We start from the raw sequence: 26,970 nt of genomic DNA, 5'->3' as shown, positions 1-26,970 counted from the left end.
CGATTTGGGACGACACGCACAGATCAAAGGAAGTGATGATGAACGGCTTCGGTATCCGCCGTCTTCGGCGTTGGGAAATGGCCCTCGCGGCCTTCGCGCTGTCGGCGCCTTTCGCTCTGCCCCTGCTTGCGCCGGGAACTCCTCCGTTCCTGCGCCCGGCGATGGCCGAGGTGCTCGAGCAGCCGGACACCTCCCGCGTCGTTTCCGTGGGCGGCGCGATTACCGAAATCATCTATGCGCTCGGCGAGGAGAACCGCCTGGTCGGCCGCGACTCCACCAGCATTTACCCGGAGGCGGCGACCAAGCTGCCGGATGTCGGCTACATGCGGCGATTGGCGCCCGAAGGCGTTCTTGCCGTCAACCCGACGGCAATCGTGGCCGTCGAGGGCAGCGGCCCGCCGGAAACGCTCGCCGTGCTCCAAGAGGCGAACATTCCCTTCACCAGCATCCCCGAGACCTATGACAAGGACGGCATCGTCAACAAGATCCGCGCCGTCGGAGCTTTCCTCGGCGTGAAGGAAAAGGCCGAAACGCTCGCGCAATCCGTGGAGAGAGATCTCGCCGCCGCCGTGGCCGACAGTGCCGCTCGCCCGGAAGGCGAGCGCAAGCGTGTCCTCTTCATTCTGAGCACCCAGGGCGGCAGAATCCTCGCCTCCGGTACCGGCACCGCCGCCGCCGGCATCATCGAGCTTGCCGGCGCGGTCAACGCCGTCGGCACCTCGCCCGGTTACAAGGCATTGACGGAGGAGGCGATCATCGAGGCCAAGCCCGATGTGGTCCTGATGATGAACCGCGGCGATAGCCATGCTGCAGGCCCCGACGAACTCTTCGCGCTTCCGGCCCTCAGCCTCACCCCGGCGGCAAAGAACAAGGCGCTGATCCGCATGGATGGGCTGCATCTGCTCGGCTTCGGCCCTCGCACGGCAAGCGCTATCCGCGAACTCAACGCCGCAATTTACGGAAAGAAGACCAATGCCTCGCAGTGAGGCCATGGAAGGCCCGATGCGCCAGCCGGCACTTGCCGCCCGGATCGTCCGCGACTGGCGCAACGGAGACCGGGCGGGCCTGGCGCGTGGCCTGATCCTCGTTCTGGCGATACTGGCGGCCGTGACGTTCATGACCTCCATCACCACCGGCGCCGCCGACGCTTCGCTCGGCAATATCCTTCGGTGGCTTTTCGGCGAGGCCGATCAGGCCATGAGCGCCCGCGACCGAATCATCATCCTCGATATCCGTTTGCCGCGTGCCGTTCTCGGCATGCTCGTCGGCGCGTCGCTTGCCGTTTCCGGCGTCGTGATGCAGGGCCTCTTCCGCAATCCGTTGGCCGATCCCGGCCTTGTCGGAGTTTCCTCCGGCGCAAGCCTCGGCGCGGTGCTGTTGATCGTGCTCGGTGACGTTGCCTTTGGCCCGCTGTTCGCGGTCTTCGGCTTCTATGCCCTCCCCTTCGGCGCCTTTCTCGGCGGCCTCGCCACCACGCTGCTGCTCTACCGGATCGCTACGCGCGGCGGCCAGACCTCGGTCGCGACGATGCTGCTGGCGGGCATTGCGCTGGGCGCGCTTGCCGGTGCAGTGACGGGCGTACTCGTCTTCATCGCGGACGACAAACAACTGCGCGATCTCACTTTCTGGGGCCTCGGATCGCTCGCCGGCGCCAACTGGACCAAGATCGGCGCCGCCGGACCGATCATTCTCCTGTCACTTGCAGTCGTCCCCTTCCTGGCGCGCGGGCTCAACGCCATCACGCTCGGCGAAGCCGCCGCCTATCACATGGGCGTCCCGGTTCAGCGGCTGAAGAACATCGCCATCTTCAGCGTTGCCGGCGCCACCGGCGCGTCGGTGGCCGTCAGCGGCGGCATCGGATTCGTCGGCATCGTCGTTCCGCATCTCCTGCGGCTGATCATAGGCCCGGATCACCGCTACCTGCTGCCCGCCTCCGCCCTCCTTGGCGGCACGCTGCTGATCTTCGCCGACATGCTGGCCCGCACCATCGTGTCGCCGGCCGAACTGCCGATCGGCATCATCACCGCCTTCGTGGGTGCGCCCTTCTTTCTCTGGGTCCTGCTCAGGGGCCGGTCGAACTTGGGACTTTGATTGCGAACATGATCAGAGCATCCGACATTTCCGTCCGCCTTGCCGGAAGACAGGTGCTGCACGGCGTCTCCCTCGACGCCGCCCCCGGTGCGATGACTGCAATCGTCGGCCCGAACGGATCGGGCAAGACCACGACCTTGAAGGCGATCTCAGGCGAGCTCACGCCTTCGGCCGGTAAGGTCACCATCAACGGTCGCGACATCGCAAGCCTGAAACCATGGGAGCTCGCACTGAAGCGGGGCGTGCTGCCGCAATCGACGGTCATCTCCTTTCCCTTCACCGTCAGGGAAATCGTGCGCCTCGGCCTCGAGGCAGCCGGAAGCGGCAAGGCGGCCGCCGGCGACCGGACAGCCGACGAAGCTCTGGAGGCCGTCGATCTCGCCGGCTTCTCCGGCCGCTTCTACCAGGAACTCTCGGGCGGGGAACAGCAGCGGGTGCAGCTCGCACGCGTCCTCTGCCAGATCTCGGCGCCGGTCGCAGACGGCGAACCGCGCTATCTCCTGCTCGATGAGCCGGTATCGAGCCTCGACATCCGCCACCAGCTCACGATCATGCGGCTTGCGCGCCAATTCTGCGCCGACGGCGGCGGTGTCGTCGCAGTCATGCACGATCTCAACCTTACATCGATGTTTGCCGATCAGATCGTGATGATGAAAGCCGGCCGCATCCGGGCGCGCGGAGCGCCGAAAGACGTGCTGACCGACGAGACCATGGAAGCGGTCTTCGGCTGCCGCATGCGGGTGAGCGTCGCTCCGGCACAGGATATCCCGTTCGTATTGCCGCAGTCCGCCACGATGTGAAGCCGGGCTCACAGCGGCAACGTCAGGATTACCGAAACAAATTCCTCCCTCATGCGTTGATCTACAATGCCGGCGTGTAGACCGCGCCCGCTTGGAGTGCCGCGTGTCCTATCGGGCGCACAAAGAGCCGGGAAGTGTGCCTTCGCCGGCCGATTCGCATGAACCGACCACATGCCGGCCGTTTCGCGCCGGCACAGCAGCGAGGGAAAAGACAATGGCGACAGGCATGTTCTCGGGCTCGGGCAGCCGCAAGCGCAACGGCAGCGCAATCGACCCGTCGATGGAGGATCAGCTCAACGAAATACGCGAAGACATCGCGCAGCTCATGACGCTGATTGCCGACCGCGGGGCTGCGGCTTCGCGTGATGCAAAGGTCAAGGCGCGCGGCGCCCGTGACCAGGCCGAAACCGATCTGCACGCCTTGTTGGAGAGCGGCGAGCAGATGCTTTCCGACTTGCGCAGCCGCTATGCGGATACGGAAAGAGAGGTTCGTCGCACGATACGCGAGCACCCTCTTGCGACGCTCGGCACCGCAGCCGTTATCGGCCTCATCGCAGCCGCTTTGCTGCGCCGGTGAGGAGATGCCAGGCGTCGCGTTGACCGAGTATGAAGGGGAGCTACCTTATGGGGACACTCGGAACTGTCCTGTCGGCCCTGCTTGCGTTCGACGCCGCCGCTGCGGCGTCGCGCTATAAACGCAATGTGGTCCTCTGGGCCATCGTCGCCGTGCTTCTCGGCAGCGCCTACGTCTTCGCCCTGATAGCAATTGCCCTGCTTCTCTCGGCGCGCTATTCGCCGGTCGCCGCAGCGCTGACGGTGACCGTCGCCCTGATCGTGACCGCTCTGGTCGTCATCGGCGTCATGGCCGGGCTGAACGCCCGCGACCGCCGGCTTGCCGACGAACGCCGCCGCCGCTCGGCGATGCGGACGAATCTTGCGCTCGTTGCGGTGACAAGCATCCTGCGCAAACAGCCGCTTCTGGGAGCCGCGACCGGGATTGCCGTTGCCGCGCTGCTGGGACTGAGCCGGGGCCGCAAGCGCAGCGACGATAGTTGATTCCGCACGGAAAAGGCCCCGGCGGGGCCTTTTCCGTGCGCCGAGGCGCGGTCCCTCAGACTGCACTCAAAGCGGCAGTCGGATCAATGCCGTGACCCCCGCAGGCAGATATTCCACTTTCACCGAGCTCCCGATGATCTTGTCCAGGCTGCGCTCGATCAGGATCGAGCCGAAACCGCGGCGACGCGGCTCGCGAATAGGCGGTCCGCCCACTTCGGTCCAGGTCAGATGCAGGACGGTCTCGCCGTCCTCGACCACGCGTCGCGCCGTCAGCACGATTTTCCCCGTCGGCACCGAGAGCGCGCCGTATTTTACCGCATTGGTCGCCAATTCGTGCAGCACCAATCCAAGCCCAACGGCCTGGTCGGGACCTAGAAGAATCTCGTCCTTGTGCAGCTCGACCTGTTGGGAATAATCGCTGACATAGGGCAGCAACTGTTTCGAAATCAGTTCCGACAGGTGGATCGTGCCCCATTCGTAGTCGGAAAGGAGCCCGTGCGCCTCGGAAATCGCCTGAAGGCGGCCGGCAAAGGCGGTCATGAACTCGGCCGGGTCACTCGTTTGCCGGAGCGTCTGGCGGGCGAGCGACTGGAGCATTGCAAGCGTGTTCTTGACCCGATGGTTCAGCTCTTTCAGCAACAGTCGCGTACGGTTCACCGACGCCTGCTGGTCCGAGACGTCGATCGTCATGCCGAGAAAGCTCAGGGGCGCGCCCTTGCTGTCGCGGTCGTGCACGCGGCCGCGGCCCAGAAGCCATCGCCCGTTCGTGCCGATGCGAAACATGCCGTCATATTCCTCGTTGGCAGCCATCGCCTGACGGAGCTTCGAGAAGGTCGGGATGCGATCCTCGGGATGAATGGCGGAAAAGATCGCCTTGGCGCCGACGGTGCGCTCCGGCGGAAGACCGAACATGCGCATCATCGCGCCATTGCCGGAGACCGTGCCGGCGCGAATGTCCCAGAGCCAGCTGCCGACATTGGCGGCGTCGAGCGCCATGGCGAGCCGCTGCTCCTCGCGGGAAAGCGCGGCCTCCTTGAGCGCACGCCGGCGCGTCTCGTCCTTGAGCTTGAACAGCGAGGCGGCGACACCTGCGATGCGCTGCAGCTCGCTTTGCCGTTTGGCCGAGACCTCGGACCGGGGCTCGACATCGAGAACCGCGACGGTTCCGATCGCCTGACCGTCCAGAATAATCGGCGCGCCCGCATAAAAGCGCAGGAATGGCGGGCTGGCGACCGCCCGGCGGTGGCGGAACGCCGGATGACGGGAGGCATCAAGCACGAGGAAGGGGCCGCCGTCGCCTGCCGCAATCGTATGGACGCAGAAGGACTCGCGAACGTGCGACCGCGTTTCAGCCGTGCCTATGCACGCCTTGAACCATTGCCACTCGCGGTCGACCAGGCTGACGAGAGCGATAGGCGCGTCGAAAAGGCTCGCGGCAAGCCGCGCCAGCCCGTCGAAATCCTCGTCGGGAACCGACATGTCCGGCACGGCGGCCTGAAGGACGCCGAGCCGCTCCGGCGCGTCGAGCACCTGCGCTACCGCTGGAAGCATCGCCTCTGTCTTTTCACGCATTCGGCCTGAACTCCAAACTCGCGCAGGCACCTGAATTTCAGCTCCGCTGAATGTTGCCTTCGACCGGAGCCGGTCTAGGGCGGAAAACATACAGCAAATTGGAGCAATATGGCGACCACGCTCCCTCGGTCGAACGCAGCCCTCCGAATGCCCTCTTTCGAGCGCCGCACGAACTTCAATCCGGCACCGGTCTATGCATATGTCCTTGAACCGCTATCGATTCAAGGACAAAACATGCAGCAGATCGAGGTGCTACAGCGACTTCGCGCGGCCGACAGGACGCTGCAGGATCGCATCAGGAAACGAAGGCACGCGAGGTGATGGGTGCGGAGGTCTCGTCGGGCCCGTAGTCGTTTTCTCCCTGAACCTGGAGAATTTCCTGCAGCCGTTGACGCGCTCTGTTGACACGGCTCTTGATCGTTCCGAGCGCACAGCCGCAAATCGTGGCGGCCTCCTCGTAGGAAAAGCCGGAGGCCCCCACAAGGATGATCGCTTCGCGTTGATCGGGCGGCAACTGTTCGAGCGCCCGACGGAAATCCTGCAGATCGAGCGAGCCGTATTGTTCCGGGTGGTGGGCGAGCGTCTCCGTCAAATGGCCGTCGCTGTCCTGCACCTCGCGCCCGCGCTTGCGCATCTGACTGTAAAGCTCGTTGCGCAGGATGGTGAAAAGCCAGGCCTTCATATTGGTACCGATCTCGAAATGATCCTGCTTGGCCCAGGCCTTCATGATCGTGTCCTGCACGAGATCGTCGGCCCGGTCATGTCGCCCGATCAGTGACATCGCGAAGGCGCGCAGGCTCGGCAGCGCGGCAAGCATCTCACGCTTGAACTCTTGATTTTCGGATGACATCCGGCGCTTACTCCTTGCCCTGCAGAGCCGATTGCTGTTCCGCAGCTTCCAGCTTTTCCAGTAGATCGAGAAAGCGTGCCGGTATCGCTTCCTCCTGCACCGACTGATAGAGGGCCTTCAGCTTCACCGCAATCTGCGCATTCGGATCGTCGGAGGACGGACTTTTACCGCTCATCCGCCCTGCCCCTGTCGTATATCTCATTGTTGCAATTTCGCCCTTGAAAGTTCGCCTGCTCCATAACGCAGCGGAAAAATGAAATGTTCCGAAGCGGAACCATTTTTCGGCGAAACGTTTTCGCAACGATATTACGCCCATGGATTGAGGGAGTCCCTGAATGACATTGTCCACCCGTATTGCTCCATTTCTTCCTTATCTGCGCCGCTATTCGCGTGCCCTGACCGGGTCGCAGACCTCTGGAGATGCCTATGTCGCGGCCGTGCTTGAGGCACTTATCGCGGATACGTCGATCTTTCCGGAAGCAAGCAGCGACAGGGTAGCGTTGTTCCGTCTTTTCACGTCCATGTTCGGATCGTCTTCCGTCCTCGTGCCGGAGCCGGTGTCGCCCTTTGCCTGGGAACAGCGCGCATCCGTCAACCTTGCGGCCGTCTCGCCGCTCGCACGCCAGGCGTTCCTGCTCGTATCGGTCGAAGCCTTCACCCCACAGGAAGCCGCCGAAGTACTCGATGTAGACGCCGCCAAGCTGGCCGCACTTCTCGACCGCGCATCCCAGGAAATTTCCCGTCAGGTTGCAACCGAGATCATGATCATCGAGGACGAGCCGCTGATCGCGATCGACATCGAGCAAATGGTCGAAAGCCTCGGCCACAGCGTGACCGGGATTGCACGCACCAAGGATGAAGCGATCGCCCTCTATGAGACGACGAAGCCGAACATGGTGCTCGCAGACATCCAGCTCGCCGACGGCAGCTCGGGAATCGATGCCGTCAACGAAATTCTGAAGACGGCTGCCGTTCCGGTGATTTTCATCACGGCCTTCCCGGAGCGTCTCCTGACCGGTGAACGTCCCGAACCCACGTTCCTCGTCACCAAGCCTTTCAATCCGGAAATGGTGAAGGCCCTGATCAGCCAGGCGCTGTTCTTCAACGAGACGACGAAGGCTGCGGCCTGAGTCGAGATTTGCCCTCACCCACAGGGGCCCCGGCGGCATTGCTACAGTGTCGGGGCCCTCATCCCCATGCTCGTCACAGGATGAGGGCGCCGCGTCTGCGGCCCAGAACCTTCTTTCAGCCCGAAGATTTGAACTGACTGGATTCCTGTGACAAGCACAGGAACGCCGCGCCTAAGATCATCGCATAGCAAACGCCCGCATCAGGAACTCGGTCGCATCGCCCGAAGCAAAACAGCCAGTGCCGAGGGAAGGGCACTGGCTGAGCTTTGGCAACTCACTGAGGGGGGATGTGAGTTGGCAACCGGCGGTATGCCTCCGACGTCACATTGGGGGCGATGTGCGTCACCGTCCGGTTATCGCCATAATGCACGAGGCGAAAAAAGGTTCCGCGGATAATCGGCAAGATCTGCAGATGAAAATCTGCACCCCTCGCATGTCGATTCACTCCATCGACTCCAGCTCCTCGCGATGCCGATAGAGCGCGAGGAAGCGCCGATAATCCCGGTCGTAGATGCGGCGCAGCGCCGGGTCGGGGAGCCGTTCCGTTCCAGCCGACGACATCGCCGGTCCGGCGCTGGCGAGGTCCGGATAGAGCTCGCCCGCGACGGCCGCCGTCATTGCCGTGCCGAGGAGAACGGCGTCGGGCGCCTGCGGTGCGACGACCCGGCAGCCGGTGACGTCGCAATAAAGCTCCATTAGCAGGGGGTTGCGCACATGCCCGCCGGTCACGTGCAGCGTGTCGAGTTCGTAGCCCGCTTCCTTCATCATCTCCAGGATGTGGCGAATCCCGAGCGCTATCGCGACGCAGGTCCGCCAATAGAGCCGGCACAGCGCATCGAAGGAGGAGTCGAGCGGCAGCCCGCTGATGACCCCGAGTGCATGCGGATCGGCAAGCGGCGACCGGTTGCCGTGGAAATCCGGAAGCACGTGAAGGCGCTGGGCAAAGTCCGCGCCATGAAGCGCGCGCATTTCCTGCACCCGCTCGATGATCTTCGCATGGGTTTCGGTCGTCGGTGGCAGTCCGCCTCCGTGCAGCCGCACGATATGATCGAGCAGCGCTCCGGTCGCCGACTGACCGCCTTCGATGAGCCAGAGCCCAGGCAAGACCGCTTCGAAATAAGGCCCCCACATGCCGAAACCCGGCTTCATGTCCTTGGAAAAGGCGACAATGCAGCTCGAGGTTCCGCCGATCAGTGCGAGCTGGCGCTCCAGCTTCGCCGGCGCGTCCGCGAAGCCGCCGAGCACGCCGAGCGCCCCGGCATAGGCATCGATCAGCCCCGGCGCGACCTGGCATGCGGTGTCGAGCCCGAGCTCCTCCGCCGCGCTCGCGCTCAGACGCCCGACGGCTCGCTCCACCGGCAGCGTCTCCTCGGGCAAGCCACCACGTTCGAGGAGGTCCTCAAGACCGATCTGCTCCAGATAGTCCTGCTGCCACCCGCGTTTCTCGTGGGCGAGATAGTTCCATTTTGCCGTCAGCGTACAGCGCGAGCGGGCCGGACTTCCGGTCGCCCGCCAGGACATGTAGTCCGCGAGGTCGAAGAAATACCCCGCCCGTTCCCATTGCTGCGGGAGGTTGCGCTTCAGCCACATCAGCTTCGGCATTTCCATCTCGGGCGACATCACCCGCCCCGAATGATCGAGAACGGGATGTTTCGTCGCCGTACAGAAATCCGCTTCCGCCAACGCCCGGTGGTCCAGCCAGACGATGGTGTCCCAGCGTGCCTCCCCCTGACGATTGACCGAGAGCGGGAGGCCGTCGCGATCGCGCACGACGAGCGAACAGGTGGCGTCGAAGCCGATCGCCGCAATGCTTTCCGCCGGCACAGCCGCCTTCTCGCGCGCCGATCCGACCGCCCCGCAGACCGCAGCCCAGATGTCCTCGGAATCGTGTTCGGCGTGGTTTTCCTCCGGACGGTTCATCGCAATCGTCCGATCGGCCCGCGCCAGGAGCCTACCTTGCCGGTCGAAGACGCCGGCACGGGCGCTGCCGGTTCCAATATCGACCGCCACGACATATTCGCGCATCAATGGATGCCCCCGTCCCGAAAAAATGATGGATGTTCGCCGAGCCGGACGACGCGGCAGCAAAACCGCCCCGTCCTGCTCTCCCTATTGACGGACAAACTGTATCAATTCGCCCATGTCGTCAAACAGCACGTCGGGTTCGAGGCTGGCGAGCGTCCGCCGGTGGCGGTCGTTTCGTGCGTGGCTGCCCCCCGCGAAGGCGAAGACGCGCATGCCGGCGGACTTTGCCGCCTCGATGCCGGCCGGGCTGTCCTCGATGACGATGCAATCGGACGGGTGATAGCCCATCTTAGCGCTTGCATGCAGGAAAAGGTCAGGCGCCGGCTTGCCGCGCGCCACCATGCTGGCGCTGAAGATGTTCGGCTCGAAGAGATCGATGAGCCCCGTCACGGCCAGCGAGAGGCGGATGCGCTCCGGCTGGCTCGACGAAGCCACGCAATGGGCGGTGCCCAGCCCTTCCACCGCCTCGCGTATGCCGGCGATTGGCCTCAGTTCCTCGCGAAATCGTGCATAGAGCCGTGTCCGCATGCCTTCGAGAAAAACCTCGTCGGTCGCAAGTCCGTGTTCTTCGTGCAGGATCGTCGACATCGTCTTCAAGCTGCGGCCGAGGAAGCGCTCGCTCGCCTCCTCGGTCGTCATCGAAACGCCGGCAGCCGCGAGCGCGTCGACGAGGACCCCGAGCGAAATCGGTTCGCTGTCCACCAATACGCCGTCACAATCGAAAATCACCAGCCTGGAGGCGTGCCCCACCATCGTCATTCCCCGAGGTTTCCGTCCAGATAAAGCTGGAGCGTGGCACGCGTACCCTTTTCCCAAAGCACTTTCAACGCGTGAGCGAAACGGCGGCGGAAGAGATCGGATTGCGCGACATCGCCGAAGATGTCGGCAAGCGCAAGGAACGCCATTGGATCGTCCTTCGCTGCAACTGCGGCGGCCTGCAGCCGGTCGGCGTTGGCGTCGTTGAAAACGATCTCCTTGCCGCTGTCCGACTTGCCGGCGAAATAGCGGCACCACAGCGCCGAAACGAGCGACAACCCGACGACGTCTTCGCCGCGGCGCAGGCGGTCGGCCGTCGACGGCAGGATGAATTTCGGCTGTCGGTTGGAGCCGTCCTGCGCCAGCCGCGCGACCGTGTCGCCGATCTTCGGATTGGAGAAACGCGTCTCGATGAGCTTGTAATAATCCTTCAGATCCGTGTCCGGAACCGGCGGTATCACCGGGATGATCTCGTCGTGCTCCAGCTTTGACAGGAAGGCGCGGATCAACGGCTCCTCCATCGCCTCATGAACGAAATGGATGTCGAGCAGTGCCGCCGGATAGGCGATCGCCGCATGGCCGCCGTTGAGGATACGGATCTTCATATGCTCGTATGGCGCGACGTCCGGCACGAACTGCACGCCCACCTCTTCGAGCGCCGGGCGGCCTTGCGGGAAACGGTCCTCCAGCACCCATTGCTTGAATTCCTCGCAAAAGACCGGCCAGGCATCGTCGATTCCGTATTGCGAGGCGACGATGCCGATCTCGCGGGCACCGGTTGCCGGCGTGATGCGGTCGACCATGCCGTTCGGAAAGGCGACATTGGCATCGATCCAGTCCGCAAAGCCCGGATCGGAAAGGCGCGCCAGACCGGAGACGGCAGCGTGGGTGACCTCTCCGTTTCCAGGAATATTGTCGCAGGACATGATCGTGAACGGCGGAATGCCCTTGGCGCGGCGTTCGGCGAGCCCCGCCAGGATGAGGCCGAAGACGGTTTTTGGAGCCGTCGGATCGCGCGCATCCTCGACGATCGCCGGATGCGCCGGGTCGAAGACGCCGGATGCCGGATCGATGAAATAGCCGCCTTCGGTGATCGTCAGGGAAACGATGCGGATGAGCGGGCTTGCGAGCTGCGCCACGATCGCGGGCGTGTCGCCAGGCTCGAGATAGGCGATCATGGCGCCCGTGACATGCGCGCCCGTGCGGTTGTTGTCCTGCTCGACCACCGTCGTCAGGAAATCCTGCGCTTCGAGCTTGTCGCGCATGACCTTGTCCGATGGCAGGACACCCGCGCCGATAATCGCCCAATCGCGATCGCGTCCCAGGTTGAAAAGGTCATCGAGATAGACCGCCTGATGCGCACGGTGGAAATTGCCGACGCCGAAATGCACGATGCCGGCCCGAAGGTCATGCCGGCCGTAGTTCGGGACGCCGGCCCTGGCTTTGACCGCGTCGAGCGTGGCAAGGGAGAGTTTGGTCGCCATCCTTTCAATCCTTTCGCGAACGAGCCTCAGCTCATCCAGTTGCCGCCATCGACGTTATAGGTCTGCGAGACGATGTAGTCGCTTTCCGCCGAGGCGAGGAAGATCGCCATGCCGGTCAGGTCCTCTGCGGTGCCCATGCGTCCGAAGGGAACGGCCTCCCCGACCAACCGTTTTTTCTCGCCGCGCGGACGGTTCTCGTATTTGGCGAAAAGCGCGTCGACGCCCTCCCAGTGCTCACCGTCGACGACGCCGGGAGCGATGGCGTTGACGTTGATGCGGTGTTTGATGAGGTCGAGACCGGCCGACTGGGTAAGGCTGATGACCGCAGCCTTGGTGGCGCAATAGATCGCCACCAGAGCTTCCCCACGCCTGCCCGCCTGGCTCGCCATGTTGATGATCTTGCCGCCCCTGCCCTGCGCGATCATCTGCCTGGCGGCCGCCTGCAACGTGAAGAGCGTGCCGGCGACGTTGATCGCGAACAGTTTCTCATAGCTCTCGCGGGTGATCTCGACGATCGGCGCGAGGTCGAAGAGCGCGGCATTGTTGACGAGGATGTCGAGCCCGCCGGCATGTTCGACGGTCGCGGCGATCGCGGCGTCTATGGAGTCCTGCCGGGTCACATCCATTTCGACCGCATAGGCCGCGGACCCGATCTCCGCCGCCGCCCGTCTCGCCCGCTCGATATCGATGTCGGCGATGGCAACTGTGGCGCCCTCGCGCACATAGGCTTCGGCGAAAGCGCGGCCGATACCCCGCGCCGATCCGGTGATCAACGCGCTCTTTCCTTCAAGACGTTTCATCGAATTGCCATTCCCTTTTCATCGAACCTGTGAAGGCGCTCGGGATCCGGCGTCAAATAGACCTGATCGCCATGGGTCACCGCGAAGTCGCCGCCGACGCGCGCCGTCAAAGTACCGATGCCGTCTGCATGCACGTGCAGGAAGGTGTCCGAGCCTAGATGCTCGGCCACTCCCACCGTGCCCCGCCACGTGCCCTGTTCCTTCGAAAGGGCAATATGCTCCGGGCGGATGCCGATCGTGTGGGCCTGATGGGCCGCGGCAGGCGCACCGGTGACGAAGTTCATCTTCGGCGACCCGATGAAACCGGCGACGAATAGATTGTCCGGCCTGCGGTAGAGGTCGAGGGGCGAGCCCACCTGCTCGATGCGGCCGCGGTTGAGCACGACGATCTTGTCGGCCATGGTCATGGCCTCCACCTGGTCGTGCGTCACGTAGACCATCGTCGTCTTCAGTTGCTGGTGAAGCTGGCTGATCTCCAGTCGCATGTTGACCCGCAGCGCGGCGTCGAGATTCGACAGCGGCTCGTCGAAAAGGAAGGCTTCCGGCTGGCGGACGATCGCCCGACCGATCGCGACGCGCTGGCGCTGGCCGCCGGAAAGCTGGCGGGGCTTGCGGTCGAGATAGTCGGTGAGGTTGAGGACGCGCGCCGCGTCCTCGACCTTCTTGTCGATCGTGGCCTTGTCCTCGCCCGCCATCTTCAGCGGAAAGGCGATGTTGGAGCGCACGCTCATATGCGGATAGAGAGCGTAGGACTGGAACACCATCGAAAGGCCGCGCTTTGCCGGCGGCAGCTCGGTGGCGTTTCGGCCGTCGATGACGATCTCGCCGTCGCTGACGTCCTCCAGTCCGGCGATCAGCCTCAGAAGCGTCGACTTGCCGCAACCCGAGGGGCCGACGAAGACGACAAATTCGCCGTCGGTGATATCGAGGTCTATCGAGGGAATGACGGCGTGGGCGCCGAAGACCTTCGATACGTTCTTGAGAGTGATGCTTCCCATGGTTTTACCCTTATTTGAACCGCGTCGCCCTTACTTGACTGCGCCGAAAGTGAGGCCGCGCACGAGCTGTTTTTGCGAGAACCACCCGAGAATGAGGATAGGGGCGATCGCCATCGTCGAGGCCGCCGACAGCTTGGCGTAGAAGAGGCCCTCCGGGCTCGAATAGGAGGCGATGAACGCGGTGAGCGGCGCGGCCTTCGCGGCGCTCAGGTTCAAGGTCCAGAACGCTTCGTTCCAGGCAAGGATGATGTTGAGCAGCAGCGTCGAGGCGATGCCGGGGATCGCCATCGGCGTCAGCACATAGATGATTTCCTTGGAGAGCGAGGCGCCGTCCATGCGCGCCGCTTCGAGGATCTCGCCGGGGATCTCCTTGAAATAGGTGTAGAGCATCCAGATGATGATCGGCAGGTTGATCAGCGTCAGCACGATCACGAGCCCTGTGCGCGTGTCGAGCAGTCCCCAGTTGCGGAATATCAGATACATCGGCACCAGCACGCCGACCGGCGGCATCATCTTGGTGGAGAGCATCCACATCAGCACGTCCTTGGTGCGCTTCGTCGGCGAGAACGCCATCGCCCAGGCTGACGGGATCGCGATCAACAGGCCGAGCAGGGTCGAGCCGAAGGAAACGACCACCGAATTCATGAAGTGCTTCAGGTAATCCGACCGGCTCTGCACCTCGGAATAGTTTTCGGTCGTCCAGTCGAAGAAGAGGAAGACCGGCGGAGAGGCGATCGCCTGGGCTTCCGTCTTGAAGCTCGTCAGGAAGGTCCAGAGGATCGGAAAGAAGATCAGGATTCCGATCGTCCAGGCCACCACGGTCGTGATGAGCTTACGCCCGGTAGAGACATTGCGTGCCATGGTCTCAAGCCTCCAGCGTCTTGCCGATCATGCGCATCAGGAAGAATGCGACGATATTGGCGAGGATGACCGCGATGATCCCGCCCGCCGAGGCGCCGCCCACATCGAACTGCAGAAGGGCTTGGGCGTAGACGAGGAAAGTGAGGTTCGTGCTCTGCGTACCCGGACCGCCATTGGTGGTGACGAGGATCTCGGCGAAGACCGACAGCAGGAAGATCGTCTGGATCAGGATGACCACCGTGATCGCACGCGAGAGATGCGGCAGGACGAGATAGATGAAGCGGCTTACCGCGCCTGCGCCGTCCATCTGTGCGGCTTCCTTCTGCTCCTCGTCGAGCGACTGCAGCGCCGTCAGCAGGATGAGCGTGGCGAAAGGCAGCCACTGCCAGGCGACGATCAGAATGATCGAGAGAAGCGGCGCGTTGGCGAGAAAGTCGAACGGCTGCAATCCGAGCAGCTTGGCAAGCCAGGCGAAAAGTCCGTTCACGGGATTCATGAACATGTTCTTCCAGACCAGCGCCGCCACCGTCGGCATGATGAGGAAGGGCGCGATCACCAGGATGCGCACGATCCCCTGCCCGAACATCGGCTGGTCGAGAAGAAGCGCCAGCCCGATGCCGCCGACTACGGTGATGAAGAGCACGCCGAGAACGATGGCGAGCGTGTTGAATATCGCCTGGAAGAAGGCCGGGTCGGTGAGGAAATAGGTGTAATTCGTAAGCCCGGCGAACTCCTCCATCCCCGGCATCAGCAGGTTGTAGCGCAGCAGCGAGAAATAGACCGTCATGGCCAGCGGCACGATCATCCAGGCCAGAAGCAGGAGCACCGAGGGCGCGATCATCAATCGCGCGGCGGAGCGGGTGTGCAAGGTCGCCATGGCGTTCCCCGTGTGAAGTCGACGCGGTTATTGCCATCCGAACGCGCGCCATGAATTGGAAAAGTCAGAGCGGAACGCGGATCGAAGGCGGTTGCCCCTTTCCCCGTCCCGCTCTGGAGGTAGCCGGGGCGTTCGCTGTTTCCAGCAGACGCTCCGGCTCCTTGGGAGCTCACTTGATGTAGCCGGCTTTGGTCATTTCGCGGGTCGACAGCTGCTGCGCGCTGGCAAGCGCCTGATCCACGCTCATCTGACCGGCCAGCGCCGCCGAGAACACCTGCCCGACCGCCGTGCCGAGACCCTGGAATTCCGGGATCGCCACGAACTGGACGCCAACATAGGGCACCGGCTTCACCGCCGGGTTCTTCGGATCGGCGGCATTGATCGAGTCCAGAGTCATCTTCGCGAAGGGGGCCGCCTTCTGGTACTCCGGGTTCTCATAGAGGGAGGTGCGGGTACCGGGAGGAACGTTCGCCCAGCCTTCCTTCTCGGCAACGAGCTTCAGATAATCCTTGCCCGTGGCCCAGGCGATGAACTTCTGCGCCGACTCGGCCTTCTGCGATCCTGCCGGAATTGCGAGGTTCCAGGCCCAGAGCCAGTTGCCGCGCTTGCCGAGGCCGGTGTCGGGAGCGAGCGCGAAACCGACCTTGTCGGCAACGGTCGACTCCTTCGGATTGGTCACGAAGGAGGCGGCCACGGTCGCGTCGATCCACATGCCGCACTTGCCGGTCTGGAACAGCGACAGGTTCTCGTTGAAACCGTTGGACGAGGCGCCGGGCGGGCCTGCGTCATTCATCAGCTTGACGTAGAAGTCGAGTGTGTTCTTCCATTCCGGCTGATCGAACTGCGGCTTCCAGTTCTCGTCGAACCAGCGGGCGCCGAAGGCGTTTGCCGTGGCCGTCAGGAAAGCCATGTTCTCGCCCCAGCCGGCCTTGCCGCGCAGGCAGATACCGTAGATCTCGTTGCCCTTGTCGGTGATCTTGCGGGCCGCATCGGCGATGAAATCCCAGGTCGGCGCATCGGGCATGCTAAGCCCGGCCTTCTCGAACAGGTCCTTGCGGTACATGACCATCGAGCTCTCGCCGTAGAACGGTGCTGCATAGAGCTTACCGTCGATCGTCAGGCCGCTGCGGATCGCCGGCAGAAGGTCGTCGACGTCGTATTCGGGACCGAGATTGTCGAGCGGCAGGAGCCAGCCCTGCTTCGCCCAGATCGGCACTTCATACGTGCCGATCGTCATGATGTCGTACTGACCGCCCTTGGTCGCGATGTCGGTCGTGACGCGCTGGCGCAGCACGTTTTCCTCAAGAGTGACCCACTCAAGCTGGATGTCGGGATTTTTCGACGTGAAATCGTCCGTCAGCTTCTGCATCCGGATCATGTCGCCATTGTTCACGGTGGCAATGGTCAGCGTCTCCGCTTGGGCCAGACCCGCCAGAGCGACTGCCGAGCACGTGCCCAGCAGAAAAGTTCTCAAATTCATCGACTTCCTCCCAGAAGAAATTGAGCATTTGCCTTGCTCTTGAGCAATTACTCACCGATTGAGACGAAATGTCAATCCGCATTTGTCGTTCCGGTGCGGCAGAGCAGCTAAGAAGATGTTTTAGCTTTGGATTTTTTACAGGGATTTCACGAGAAGGACGCCGATGCCGCGGCCCCGCGGCCGGCTGCGCGATCTAGACGCGGAGCAGATAGTCGGCCGTAGCCTCATCGGTGACGAGACCGTTGATGATCCTGCCCTTGAGTGCGGCGCGCAGCGCTTCGTATTTGCGCCTGCCCTTGGCGATCCCGATGACCGAGGCGCGGTCGCGCGGCGGCAGCGGAACCGAGGCGACGCGCTCATTGATGCTGTCGGGCAGGAGCACGCCTTCGTGGTCGAACATCCAACCGCAGATCTCGCCGGCAGCGCCCGCGGCCATCAGCCGTGCCATTTCATCGCGCGCCAGGAACCCGTCTTCGCAAAGCGGCGCGTCGGGCCCGAGTTCGCCGACGCCCACGAAGGCGGCGTCGGCCTCGGCGCCGAGTTCCAGGGCGATCTGCACCAGGCTCTGCTTGTGCAGGACTTCCCGCTCTTCCGGCGAGGAGACGAGAACCGGCAAGGGCATGGGAAAATGCCGCGCCTTGATCGTGTCCGCCATGCTGAAGATGACGTTGTAATAGGCAGCCGACCCGTCGAGCCGGATATTGCCGGTGAGCGAAACGATACGGTGCTGCGGGCATTCCATCGACGGCAGCTGGTCGATGGTCGCCTTCAGCGTCCGGCCCGTGCCGATCGCCAGCACCACGGGCTCGGCCGACTTCAGCCAGCGCTCGATTTCCGCCGCTCCGGCCTCGGCAATGCCGACGGTCGTGGATTGGGAACCGGGGTCGCTCGGAACGACGTCGACATGCTTGAGGTCGTATTTCTCCTTGAGACGCGCCGCCATTTCGAGGCAGGCGGCGATCGGATGGTCCAGGCGCACCTTGATCAGCCGCTCGGCCATGGCAAGCGACACGAGCCGTTGCGCCGATTGCCGCGAAATTCCCATGACCGACGCAATCTCGTCCTGCGTCCGGCCGGCGACATAATAGAGCCAGCCTGCGCGGGCTGCATCGTCCAGCCTGTTGCTGCTTTCCGCCTTGCGTGCCATCGATTGCCTCCCTTCCCCTTGATTTGCTGCCACTATTTTCCATGCGCTGTCAAACGGGGGGCGATATGCGGCGCGCCTTGGCACCGGCAAGGTCCGCTTTTCCAGGCTTTTGCAGCGGTTTGGAAGGAAATTTTACCGTTTGATAAAAAAATAAAGCGTGTTACCGTTCCGTCATCCTGAGAAAACATTGGGAGCCAAAAATGGGAACGACGCAATCTGGGATTCTCGGCGGGCGGCTGCCGCTTGCCGAGTACGAAGCCAATTTCTCCGACCTTCATGCGCCACTCGACAGGCACGAGGCGCTGGTCGCCGCGGACCGCTGTTATTTCTGTCATGACGCGCCCTGCATGACTGCCTGTCCCACCTCCATCGACATCCCGCTCTTCATTCGCCAGATCGCGACGGGCAATCCGATCGGCTCGGCGAAAACGATCTTCGACCAGAACATACTTGGTGGCATGTGCGCCCGCGTCTGTCCCACCGAAACGCTCTGCGAAGAGGCCTGCGTACGCAACACGGCCGAGGAGCGGCCGGTCGAAATCGGCCGCCTGCAGCGCTACGCAACCGACATCGCAATGCGGGAGAACAAGCAATTCTATACGCGCGCCGCTCGTTCCGGCCGCAGGGTCGCCGTCGTCGGCGCCGGGCCGGCGGGGCTCGCCTGCGCGCATCGGCTGGCCGTAAAAGGCCACGACGTGGTGATCTACGACGCGCGCGAAAAATCCGGCGGCCTCAACGAATACGGCATCGCTGCCTATAAGGCGGTCGACGACTTCGCCCAGAAAGAGGTCGAATACGTGCTTTCGGTCGGCGGCATCGAGGTCAGCCACGGCAAGGCGCTCGGCCGCGACTTCTCCCTTGCCGATCTGGCGGAAGAATTCGATGCCGTCTTTCTCGGCCTCGGTCTTGCCGGTGTCAATGCACTGCGGATCGAAGGCGAGAATGCCGAAGGCGTCGAGGATGCCGTCGACTTCATTGCCGCACTTCGCCAGTCGAAGACAAAGGCCGACATTCCGGTCGGCCGGCGCGTCGTGGTTCTCGGCGGCGGCATGACTGCGATCGACGCGGCCGTCCAGGCGAAGCTGCTCGGCGCCGAGGAAGTGACGATCTGCTATCGCCGCGGCAAGGAGCACATGAACGCCTCGGAATTCGAACAGGATCTCGCGGCTTCCAAGGGCGTCACCATCCGCCACTGGCTGCAGCCGAAGCGCATCGCCGTCAAGGACGGCAGGGTCGCCGGCATCGAGCTCGACTACACCACGCTAGAGAACGGTAGGCTGACGACGACCGGCGAGACCGGAATCATTGCCGCCGACCAGATCTTCAAGGCCATCGGCCAGACCTTCGAGGCCTCCGGCCTCGGTGCGCTACGCATGGAAAGCGGACGCATCGTCGTCGATGCGGAAGGGCGCACCTCGCTCGACAAGGTCTGGGCCGGCGGTGACTGCGTGCTCGGGGGCGAGGACCTCACCGTTTCCGCCGTCGCGATGGGACGCGATGCCGCCGGATCGATCGACCGGGCTTTCGCCGCGGCTCAGCCGCTGGCGAGCGCCGTTGCTTGAAAAGCAGAACAGGATCGAGAGGACGAGAACAATGGCTGATCTTCGCAACAATTTTGTCGGCATCAAATCCCCGAACCCGTTCTGGCTCGCCTCGGCGCCGCCGACGGACAAGGCCTACAACGTCGAACGCGCCTTCAAGGCAGGCTGGGGCGGCGTCGTCTGGAAGACCCTGGGTGAGGAAGGACCGCCCGTTGTCAATGTCAACGGCCCGCGCTACGGCGCGATCTGGGGCGCCGACCGGCGGCTGCTGGGTTTCAACAATATCGAACTCATTACCGACCGCGATCTCTATGTGAATCTGCGCGAAATGAAGCAGGTGAAGATGAACTGGCCGGACCGTGCCCTGATCGCCTCGATCATGGTGCCTTGCGAGGAGAACGCCTGGAAGGCGATCCTGCCGCTGGTCGAGGAGACCGGCGCCGACGGCATCGAGCTCAATTTCGGCTGTCCGCACGGCATGTCCGAGCGCGGCATGGGCTCGGCGGTCGGCCAGGTGCCGGAATATATCGAGATGGTGGTGCGCTGGTGCAAGCAATATACGCGCATGCCGGTCATCACCAAGCTGACGCCGAACATCACGGACATCCGCAAGCCCGCCCGCGCTGCCAAGGCCGGCGGCACCGACGCGGTATCGCTGATCAACACGATCAACTCGATTACCGGGGTCAATCTCGACACTTTCTCGCCGGAGCCCTCGATCGACGGCCGCGGCAGCCATGGCGGTTATTGCGGCCCGGCCGTGAAGCCGATCGCGCTCAACATGGTGGCCGAGATCGCCCGTGATCCCGAGACCCACGGCCTGCCGATTTCCGGCATCGGTGGCGTGACCACCTGGCGGGATGCGGCGGAATTCATGGTGCTCGGGGCCGGCAACGTGCAGGTCTGCACGGCGGCTATGACCTATGGCTTCAAGATCGTCCAGGAGATGATTACGGGCCTCTCCGACTGGATGGACGCCAAGGGCCATCGGTCGCTCGACGACATCAGCGGCCGTGCCGTCCCGAACGTCACCGACTGGCAATATCTCAACCTCAACTATATCGCCAAGGCGAAGATCGATCAGGACGCCTGCATCAAATGCGGCCGCTGTCATATCGCCTGCGAGGACACTTCGCATCAGGCGATCACCCAATTCGTCAATGGCGTGCGTCATTTCGAGGTGATCGAGGAGGAATGCGTCGGCTGCAACCTCTGCGTCAATGTCTGCCCGGTGGAGAACTGCATCACCATGGAGCCGCTCGCGGCCGGCACGCTCGACCGGCGCACCGGGAAACCGGTCGACCCGAACTACGCCAACTGGACGACCCATCCGAATAATCCGATGGCCCGCCAGGCCGCCGAGTGAAGACATACGAGTGAGACGGAGGGCCGCCGGCATCGCCGGCGCCCTCCCGCGTTTCTATCGCGTCAAAACTCTATCACCACCTTGCCGAAGGGGCCGCGGTCGAGATGCGCGAGGGCCTCGGGGACCTCGGTGAACTTGTAACGGCTGTCGATGACGGGCTTCAGTCCAAGGCGATCGACGGCCCCGACCAGATCTTCGAGTGCTCTGCGGTGACCGACGCTGATACCCTGCACCACGGGAGACTTCAGGAGAAGCGGCCCGACCGGACCTGAGACCTCGAAGCCCTCGAGCACGCCGATCACCGAGATGCGCCCGTCCGGCGCGACTGCCTTCAGGGACTTCTCGAGCCCGGCGCCGCCGGCGATCTCCAGAATGTGGTCGGCCCCATGATCCGCGGTCAGCACATAGACGCGCTCCACCCAGTCCTCCTCCAGGCGATTTATGCCGTGATCGGCACCGAGCGCAAAAGCCCGATCGAGCTTTTCGCGGCTGCTCGAGGTCACGATGACCTCGGCTCCGGTCGCCTTGGCTATTTGCAGCCCGAACAGCGCAACGCCGCCGGTGCCCTGCACGACGACACGGTCGCCCGCCCGCAGATGCCCCTTCTCGACAAGAGCGAACCAGGCGGTCAGGCCCGCACAGGGCAAGGTACTCGCCTCCGCCGCGTCGAGGCTCTTCGGCGCTGCGACGAACCAGCCTTCAGGGAAAACCACATATTCGGACAGGACGCCCGGATGCGCCCCTCCGAGCGTCTGATAGGCAGGCGTCCTGCCGGTGCCGGGTCGTAAGCCGTCAAGCCAACCGGGGGCGAAGGTGGAGATCACGCGATCGCCCGGCTGGAAACGCCTCACGCTCTTGCCGACGGCCTCGACCACTCCGCTCATATCCGAGGCCGGCACGAAGGGGAAGGCGAGATCGAGCCCCATGCCGGTCTCCAATACCAGCTTGTCGCGATAGTTGAGCGATACGGCAAGCGTTCGCACGAGTATATCTTGCTCGCCGACCTCCGGCACCGGCCGTTCGGCACGCTTGAGATTGTGGGGGCCCACCGTCTGCGTGCTCCATTCCTGCATCCATTTGGACATGCCCGTTCCTTTTCATCCGTTGCGGTAAAGCGACCATACTGTTGAACATTCGTCTTCGGTTGCGATATGATTTCCCATCATTGGTTCCTTAGAGGACGCAATTCGTGGAGCGCTTCAACGGCATTTCGGTTTTCGTGGAAGTTGCCGATGCCGGCGGCTTTTCCGCCGCCGCCGCGCGGCTCAACCTTTCGCGCTCGGCCGTCGGCAAGACGGTATCCCGGCTCGAACGACGGCTCGGCGTGCGCCTCTTTCACCGCACCACAAGGACGCAGAGTCTTACCGAAGAAGGGCAGCTCTTCTACGAGAGCTGCCAAAAAGCGCTGGGCGAAATCAGAACGGCCGAAGACCTCCTCGAATCCGGGAAGCGGGAAATTCGCGGCCGCCTGCGCATCTCGATGCCGGTCCTCTTCGGCCGCCAATGCGTGGCGCCGCTGCTTCGCGACCTGTTGCGGGCGCATCCCCGTCTGGAATTCGATCTCTCCTTCAACGACCGGGTCGTCGACCTTCTCGACGAAGGCTTCGATCTCGCCATCCGCAACAGCCCGCTCGGCAACGGCTCCGGCCTGATGATGCGCACGGTGGCGGAACAGCGGATGACCGTCTGCGCCTCCCCTGCCTATCTTGAAACGCACGGCACGCCGAGAACGGTGGCCGAACTCGCAGCACATGAAGGCATCGTCTACGCCCGTGGAGGCGAGCCGCTATCCTGGTCCTTTCCATCCGACGGCAAAGCGGCCGAAATCGTGCTGCCGCAAACGCGGCTGAGGCTCGATGATCTCGCCGCGATCGCCGATGCGGCTTCCGCCGGGCACGGCCTTGCCTGGCTGCCTTGCTGGCTGGTGCGCGAGCGCGTGCAGAAAGGCGAGCTTGTCCGCGTCCTCACCGACCGCCCCGGGCTGATCTTCAAGGCGCATGCGGTCTGGCCGCGAACGCAGCACATGCTGCCGAAACTGCGGGTGGTGATCGACAAACTCGCCGCAGGATTGCCGCGCATCATGGAGTAGGACGGCATGGGAGATGCGCACTCCGCGCAAGACCCGAAAAGCGAAACAATTCGTTTAGAAAACGTAAGTTGCCGGCATCGGTGATCTGGTTAATAAGGAGGACATTGACGCGAGCCTGTTTCGAGGCCGCCAGACCCAGGCAAGATTGTTTGACGATCCTATCCGCCAGCACGCGCAAGAAGATGCACCTGATTTCGGGGGCTGTGCTCGGCGTCTTTGTGCTCCTCCATTTCTCGAACCATGCGCTCGGCCTGGTGTCGATCGGAGCCATGGAAACGGGCCGGCGGCTCTTCACCTCGGTTTGGCAGAGCATCCCCGGAACGGCCCTCCTCTACGGCGCGTTGTTGCTGCATTTCCTGATGGCGCTCGACAGTCTCTACCGGCGGCAAACCTTCCGGATGCCTGTCGGCGAAGCCCTGAAGATCATCTTCGGCCTGAGCCTGCCCTTTCTGCTCATTCCTCACGTTGTCGCCGCCCGCGTGGAGCCGCTTCTTTCAGGTGTTTACCCCGACTACCCCGCAATCCTGCGCACTCTCTGGTCAAGCTCGTTCAACACCTCTCGCCAGTCGCTTGCACTCATCGTCGTCTGGGGTCACGCCTGCCTTGGTGCCTGGTTCTGGATGCGCGGCCGCGCCTGGTTTCCGAAGTACGAAACGCTGCTCTATACCGTCGCCCTGCTGGTGCCGATCTTCGCACTGCTCGGCTTCGTCAACGGCGCCCGATCGCTGGAGCGCGACTACGCCGAACATGGCGGTTATGGCGACAGGGCCTATGCCAGCGAGGCACCTCGCGTCGACCCTGCCCTCCTCGATAGGATCAGGCTGGCATTCTATGGCGCCTTCGCAAGCCTGATCGGCGGCACCCTCGTTCTGCGCGCCCTGCCGGCGCGCGGCCGTATTCGCATTCGTTATCCGGACGGCCGGGTCGCTGCCGTCAGCCTCGGCTTCAGCGTTCTGGAGGCGAGTCGGGCGGCTGGAATCCCGCATGTGTCCGTCTGCGGCGGACGCGGCCGCTGCTCGACCTGTCGCGTGCGGATAACGCAGGGGCTCGAAGGCCAACCGACGCCGGAAGCCGCAGAACTCGCGACGCTGACCCGCATCGGCGCTCCCGAGAACGTACGCCTCGCCTGCCAGTTTCGACCCGTGCACAATGTGAGCGTCGTGCCCATCCTCGACACCGACAGCATCGGGATCAAGACGCAGCTTGCCCGCCAGAACGCCGGCGGACGCGAGCGCCGCGTCGCAGTGCTCTTCTGCGACCTGCGTGATTTCACCCGCATCGCCGAACACCGGCTGCCCTACGACACGGTCTTTCTGCTCAACCGCTACTTCGAGGTCGTCGGCGAAGCCGTCGAAAGTTCCGGTGGCGTCGTCGACAAGTTCATCGGCGACGGGGCGCTCGCGATCTTCGGACTGAAGGCCCCTCTGCCGGAGGCCTGCCGCCAGGCCCTCTCGGCCGCCGCCCGGTTGTCGCAAGGAATCCGGGCGCTCAACCAGACTTTCGAAGGGGAGCTCGAGCAGCCGCTGAGGCTCGCCATCGGCCTTCACGCGGGGCCGGCGATCATCGGCGAAATGGGCTACGGCCAGGCAACCTCGCTCACAGTCGTCGGCGACACGATCAACACCGCGAGCCGACTGGAAGGCCTCGCGAAGGAGCACGACGTCGAGCTTGCCGTTTCGGCCGAACTGGTCGAGCGCGCGGGTTTAAGCTTCGAGGGCCACAGACGGCTCGAAATCAGCCTGCGGGGCCGCAAGGCAACGCTGGAAACCTGGATCGTCGGTGACGCCGCGCAGCTCTCCCGATCCCTGCCCACAGCCGGATAGGCTACTCCCGCACCTGCAGCCCGTCGACGAACAGCCGCTCGAGAAAGCGCGCGGCGTCCTCGAAGCGCCCTTCGCCGGCATTCTCCTGGCCGAGCACGGCGCGCACCTGAACGTCGAAGTCGGCATAATGCTGCGTCGTCGACCAGATGGCGAAGATGAGGTGATAAGGGTCGCATTTTGCGATCTTGCCAGCCTTGGCCCAGCTGCGGATAACCTCGGCCTTCTCGTCCACCAATTGCTTCAGCGGACCCTTGAGCTCGTCCACGATACGCGGGGCGCCCTGCAGGACCTCGTTGGCGAACAGCCGGCTTTCGCGCGGGAAGTCGCGCGCCATTTCGAGCTTGCGCCGGATATAGCTGCGGATCTCGGCGACCGGGTTGCCCTCGGCATCGAACGCGCGCAGAGGATCGAGCCAGGTGTCGAGAACGCGGTCTATCAGCGCGCGATGCATCGCCTCTTTGGTGCGGAAATAATAGAGCAGGTTCGGCTTCGACATGCCCGCCACGTCAGCGATCTGATCGATCGTCGACCCGCGAAAGCCGTTTGCGGAAAACACCTCCAGCGCGGCCTCGAGGATCTGCTCCTCCTTCTCCTCCTGGATGCGCGTGCGCCTCTGGGTTCTTGCCGCTCTCGGAAGTACCATCTCGTCCCCTGTCTAAGCCCCCAGCGAAAGACGTCGGCACAATTTGCCCAATATTCGGACGCGCCGATTTCTTGAGCAGTAACTCCTGTTTTTTTCTTTTTCCGGCTTGAGTGCCGCCACGGAAGTTGTAATGTTTACCAACCGGTCAAATTATCAGTCAGATTGCCGACAAAGGCAACGCCTGATCGAAGGGCATCACAACAAGGCCCCGATTCGGCCGACGGGAACATGAGGGCTATCCCCGGGAGGGACTGGCCGACAATAGAGGAGAACGCCATGGCAGCACCTGGCGAGAATAGGCGCGTCAATGCCGACCGTCTATGGGATTCGTTGATGGAAATGGCGAAGATCGGCCCCGGCGTTGCCGGCGGCAACAACCGCCAGACCTTGACGGATGCGGACGGCGAAGGTCGCCGGCTTTTCCAGTCCTGGTGCGAAGAGGCGGGGCTCTCCATGGGTGTCGACAAGATGGGCACCATGTTCCTGACCCGACCCGGTACCGATCCGGATGCGCTGCCGGTCCACATCGGCTCGCATCTCGACACACAGCCGACCGGCGGCAAGTTCGACGGGGTCCTCGGCGTCCTGAGCGGCCTCGAGGCCGTACGCACGATGAACGACCTCGGCATCAAGACGAAGCACCCGATCGTCGTGACCAACTGGACCAATGAGGAAGGCGCGCGCTTTGCGCCTGCCATGCTCGCATCCGGCGTCTTTGCCGGGGTCCACACCCTCGAATACGCCTATGCCCGCAAGGATCCCGAAGGAAAGAGCTTCGGCGACGAACTGAAGCGCATCGGCTGGCTTGGCGACGAAGAGGTCGGCGCGCGCAAGATGCACGCCTATTTCGAATACCACATCGAGCAGGGACCTATCCTCAGAGGCCGAGAACAGGCAGATCGGCGTCGTCACGCACTGTCAGGGTCTTTGGTGGCTGGAGTTCACGCTGACCGGCAGGGAAGCACACACCGGCTCGACGCCGATGGACATGCGCGTCAATGCGGGCCTCGCAATGGCGCGGATCCTCGAAATGGTCCAGACCGTCGCCATGGAGAACCAGCCGGGCGCCGTCGGCGGCGTCGGCCAGATGTTCTTTTCGCCCAATTCGCGCAACGTCCTGCCGGGCCAAGTGGTGTTCACCGTCGACATCCGCTCGCCCGACCAGGCCAAACTGGACGGCATGCGCGCCCGGATCGAAGCCGAAGCGTCAAAAATCTGCGAGCGGCTCGGCGTCGGCTGTTCCATCGAGGCGGTCGGGCATTTCGATCCCGTCACCTTCGACCCCAAACTGGTCGAGACTGTACGCGGCGCCGCCGAGAAGCTCGGCTACAGCCACATGAATCTCGTTTCCGGCGCCGGACACGATGCCTGCTGGGCCGCAAAGGTCGCGCCGACCACGATGATCATGTGCCCCTGCGTCGGCGGGCTCAGCCATAACGAGGCGGAGGACATCTCCAGGGAATGGGCCGCGGCCGGCGCGGACGTCCTGTTCCACGCCGTGCTCGAGACGGCGGAGATCGTGGAATGAGTTTTGCGGGCGGGACGGTGGTTCCGCCCTTTTTCGTGGTGGCCTGAGCCGCC

The 26,970-nt window shown here is 63.4% G+C and carries 24 protein-coding genes and 1 pseudogene; 11 read left to right on the top strand and 14 right to left on the bottom strand.

Going from position 1 to position 26,970, the window contains the following annotated elements; translation table 11 throughout:
- The first annotated feature begins 35 nt into the window (after positions 1–35).
- The 5 genes from N0Q91_RS05305 to N0Q91_RS05285 all read left to right on the top strand — a co-directional run bounded on the left by N0Q91_RS05305 (position 36) and on the right by N0Q91_RS05285 (position 3,947).
- Entirely contained in the window at positions 36–986 is a 951-nt protein-coding gene (locus tag N0Q91_RS05305) for a heme/hemin ABC transporter substrate-binding protein (protein ID WP_275598091.1), read from the top strand.
- The gene (locus tag N0Q91_RS05300; protein WP_275597512.1) at positions 973–2,091 is read left to right on the top strand and encodes a FecCD family ABC transporter permease; all 1,119 of its coding nucleotides are present in this window, start codon (positions 973–975) and stop codon (positions 2,089–2,091) included. The genes N0Q91_RS05305 and N0Q91_RS05300 overlap by 14 nt, the downstream gene beginning before the upstream one ends.
- Positions 2,092–2,099: 8 nt before the next feature.
- Complete coding sequence (locus N0Q91_RS05295; RefSeq protein WP_275597511.1) at positions 2,100–2,891, top strand: heme ABC transporter ATP-binding protein; 792 nt, start codon at positions 2,100–2,102, stop codon at positions 2,889–2,891.
- A 214-nt stretch (positions 2,892–3,105) separates the two neighbouring features.
- On the top strand, positions 3,106–3,468 hold the full coding sequence (locus tag N0Q91_RS05290; protein ID WP_018095719.1) for an ElaB/YgaM/YqjD family protein: 363 nt from the start codon (positions 3,106–3,108) through the stop codon (positions 3,466–3,468).
- Positions 3,469–3,515: 47 nt separating this feature from the next.
- Positions 3,516–3,947, top strand: coding sequence for a hypothetical protein (locus tag N0Q91_RS05285; protein ID WP_018095720.1), 432 nt, complete (start codon positions 3,516–3,518; stop codon positions 3,945–3,947).
- A 66-nt stretch (positions 3,948–4,013) separates the two neighbouring features.
- On the opposite strand, the gene N0Q91_RS05280 is transcribed toward N0Q91_RS05285, so the two are convergent.
- The 3 genes from N0Q91_RS05280 to rsiA1 form a co-directional block, all read right to left on the bottom strand.
- Positions 4,014–5,519: a sensor histidine kinase gene (locus N0Q91_RS05280; protein ID WP_018095721.1), complete on the bottom strand. Its 1,506-nt coding sequence runs from the start codon at positions 5,517–5,519 to the stop codon at positions 4,014–4,016.
- 295 nt (positions 5,520–5,814) lie between these two features.
- Positions 5,815–6,369 (bottom strand): RNA polymerase sigma factor, encoded by a 555-nt coding sequence (locus N0Q91_RS05275; RefSeq protein ID WP_275597510.1) that lies wholly within the window; start codon positions 6,367–6,369, stop codon positions 5,815–5,817.
- A 7-nt stretch (positions 6,370–6,376) separates the two neighbouring features.
- Positions 6,377–6,544: an anti-sigma factor RsiA1 gene (rsiA1, locus tag N0Q91_RS05270; protein ID WP_018095722.1), complete on the bottom strand. Its 168-nt coding sequence runs from the start codon at positions 6,542–6,544 to the stop codon at positions 6,377–6,379.
- A gap of 160 nt (positions 6,545–6,704) precedes the next feature.
- Between rsiA1 and rsiB1 the strand changes: the two genes are divergently transcribed.
- Positions 6,705–7,499 carry a PhyR-type response regulator RsiB1 gene (gene rsiB1, locus N0Q91_RS05265; protein WP_003525566.1) on the top strand — a complete coding sequence of 265 codons (795 nt, stop codon included), beginning with the start codon at positions 6,705–6,707 and terminating at the stop codon, positions 7,497–7,499.
- Between the two features lie 441 nt (positions 7,500–7,940).
- On the opposite strand, the gene N0Q91_RS05260 is transcribed toward rsiB1, so the two are convergent.
- From N0Q91_RS05260 to N0Q91_RS05220, 9 genes are all read right to left on the bottom strand, one after another.
- The gene (locus N0Q91_RS05260) at positions 7,941–9,524 is read right to left on the bottom strand and encodes an FGGY-family carbohydrate kinase (protein WP_275597509.1); all 1,584 of its coding nucleotides are present in this window, start codon (positions 9,522–9,524) and stop codon (positions 7,941–7,943) included.
- An 84-nt stretch (positions 9,525–9,608) separates the two neighbouring features.
- Complete coding sequence (locus tag N0Q91_RS05255) at positions 9,609–10,283, bottom strand: HAD family hydrolase (RefSeq protein ID WP_198516699.1); 675 nt, start codon at positions 10,281–10,283, stop codon at positions 9,609–9,611.
- On the bottom strand, positions 10,280–11,764 hold the full coding sequence (locus N0Q91_RS05250; protein WP_100671884.1) for a mannitol dehydrogenase family protein: 1,485 nt from the start codon (positions 11,762–11,764) through the stop codon (positions 10,280–10,282). The genes N0Q91_RS05255 and N0Q91_RS05250 overlap by 4 nt, the downstream gene beginning before the upstream one ends.
- Before the next feature lie 26 nt (positions 11,765–11,790).
- On the bottom strand, positions 11,791–12,564 hold the full coding sequence (locus N0Q91_RS05245; protein ID WP_275597508.1) for an L-iditol 2-dehydrogenase: 774 nt from the start codon (positions 12,562–12,564) through the stop codon (positions 11,791–11,793).
- Positions 12,561–13,562 carry an ABC transporter ATP-binding protein gene (locus tag N0Q91_RS05240; RefSeq protein WP_275597507.1) on the bottom strand — a complete coding sequence of 334 codons (1,002 nt, stop codon included), beginning with the start codon at positions 13,560–13,562 and terminating at the stop codon, positions 12,561–12,563. The genes N0Q91_RS05245 and N0Q91_RS05240 overlap by 4 nt, the downstream gene beginning before the upstream one ends.
- Before the next feature lie 30 nt (positions 13,563–13,592).
- Entirely contained in the window at positions 13,593–14,423 is an 831-nt protein-coding gene (locus N0Q91_RS05235) for a carbohydrate ABC transporter permease (protein WP_018095728.1), read from the bottom strand.
- Positions 14,424–14,427: 4 nt separating this feature from the next.
- Entirely contained in the window at positions 14,428–15,300 is an 873-nt protein-coding gene (locus N0Q91_RS05230; protein WP_018095729.1) for a carbohydrate ABC transporter permease, read from the bottom strand.
- Positions 15,301–15,469: 169 nt separating this feature from the next.
- Positions 15,470–16,780 carry an ABC transporter substrate-binding protein gene (locus N0Q91_RS05225; RefSeq protein WP_275597506.1) on the bottom strand — a complete coding sequence of 437 codons (1,311 nt, stop codon included), beginning with the start codon at positions 16,778–16,780 and terminating at the stop codon, positions 15,470–15,472.
- Positions 16,781–16,973: 193 nt separating this feature from the next.
- Positions 16,974–17,927 (bottom strand): sugar-binding transcriptional regulator, encoded by a 954-nt coding sequence (locus tag N0Q91_RS05220; RefSeq protein ID WP_018095731.1) that lies wholly within the window; start codon positions 17,925–17,927, stop codon positions 16,974–16,976.
- Between the two features lie 200 nt (positions 17,928–18,127).
- On the opposite strand from N0Q91_RS05220, the gene N0Q91_RS05215 reads away from it, so the two are divergent.
- Positions 18,128–19,489 carry an NAD(P)-dependent oxidoreductase gene (locus N0Q91_RS05215; RefSeq protein ID WP_275597505.1) on the top strand — a complete coding sequence of 454 codons (1,362 nt, stop codon included), beginning with the start codon at positions 18,128–18,130 and terminating at the stop codon, positions 19,487–19,489.
- A gap of 31 nt (positions 19,490–19,520) precedes the next feature.
- Complete coding sequence (gene preA, locus N0Q91_RS05210; protein ID WP_026168674.1) at positions 19,521–20,834, top strand: NAD-dependent dihydropyrimidine dehydrogenase subunit PreA; 1,314 nt, start codon at positions 19,521–19,523, stop codon at positions 20,832–20,834.
- A gap of 62 nt (positions 20,835–20,896) precedes the next feature.
- On the opposite strand, the gene N0Q91_RS05205 is transcribed toward preA, so the two are convergent.
- Complete coding sequence (locus N0Q91_RS05205) at positions 20,897–21,919, bottom strand: zinc-dependent alcohol dehydrogenase family protein (RefSeq protein WP_275597504.1); 1,023 nt, start codon at positions 21,917–21,919, stop codon at positions 20,897–20,899.
- Between the two features lie 104 nt (positions 21,920–22,023).
- Here N0Q91_RS05205 and N0Q91_RS05200 point away from each other — a divergent pair, with 104 nt between their 5' ends.
- Positions 22,024–22,923, top strand: a complete 900-nt coding sequence (locus N0Q91_RS05200; protein WP_127710195.1) for a LysR family transcriptional regulator — start codon at positions 22,024–22,026, stop codon at positions 22,921–22,923.
- A 149-nt stretch (positions 22,924–23,072) separates the two neighbouring features.
- Positions 23,073–24,746 carry an adenylate cyclase CyaC gene (gene cyaC, locus N0Q91_RS05195; RefSeq protein ID WP_275597503.1) on the top strand — a complete coding sequence of 558 codons (1,674 nt, stop codon included), beginning with the start codon at positions 23,073–23,075 and terminating at the stop codon, positions 24,744–24,746.
- A gap of 1 nt (position 24,747) precedes the next feature.
- On the opposite strand, the gene rutR is transcribed toward cyaC, so the two are convergent.
- Positions 24,748–25,389: an HTH-type transcriptional regulator RutR gene (gene rutR, locus N0Q91_RS05190; protein WP_003525590.1), complete on the bottom strand. Its 642-nt coding sequence runs from the start codon at positions 25,387–25,389 to the stop codon at positions 24,748–24,750.
- 276 nt (positions 25,390–25,665) lie between these two features.
- On the opposite strand from rutR, the pseudogene N0Q91_RS05185 reads away from it, so the two are divergent.
- Positions 25,666–26,917, top strand: a pseudogene (locus N0Q91_RS05185) (M20 family metallo-hydrolase).
- Positions 26,918–26,970: the final 53 nt, after the last annotated feature.

It is taken from the genome of Sinorhizobium prairiense, assembly GCF_029201645.2.
GTDB lineage: Bacteria > Pseudomonadota > Alphaproteobacteria > Rhizobiales > Rhizobiaceae > Sinorhizobium > Sinorhizobium meliloti_A.
The sequence above is the reverse complement of the archived record's forward strand: the minus strand, read 5'-3'. Positions and strand labels throughout refer to the sequence as shown.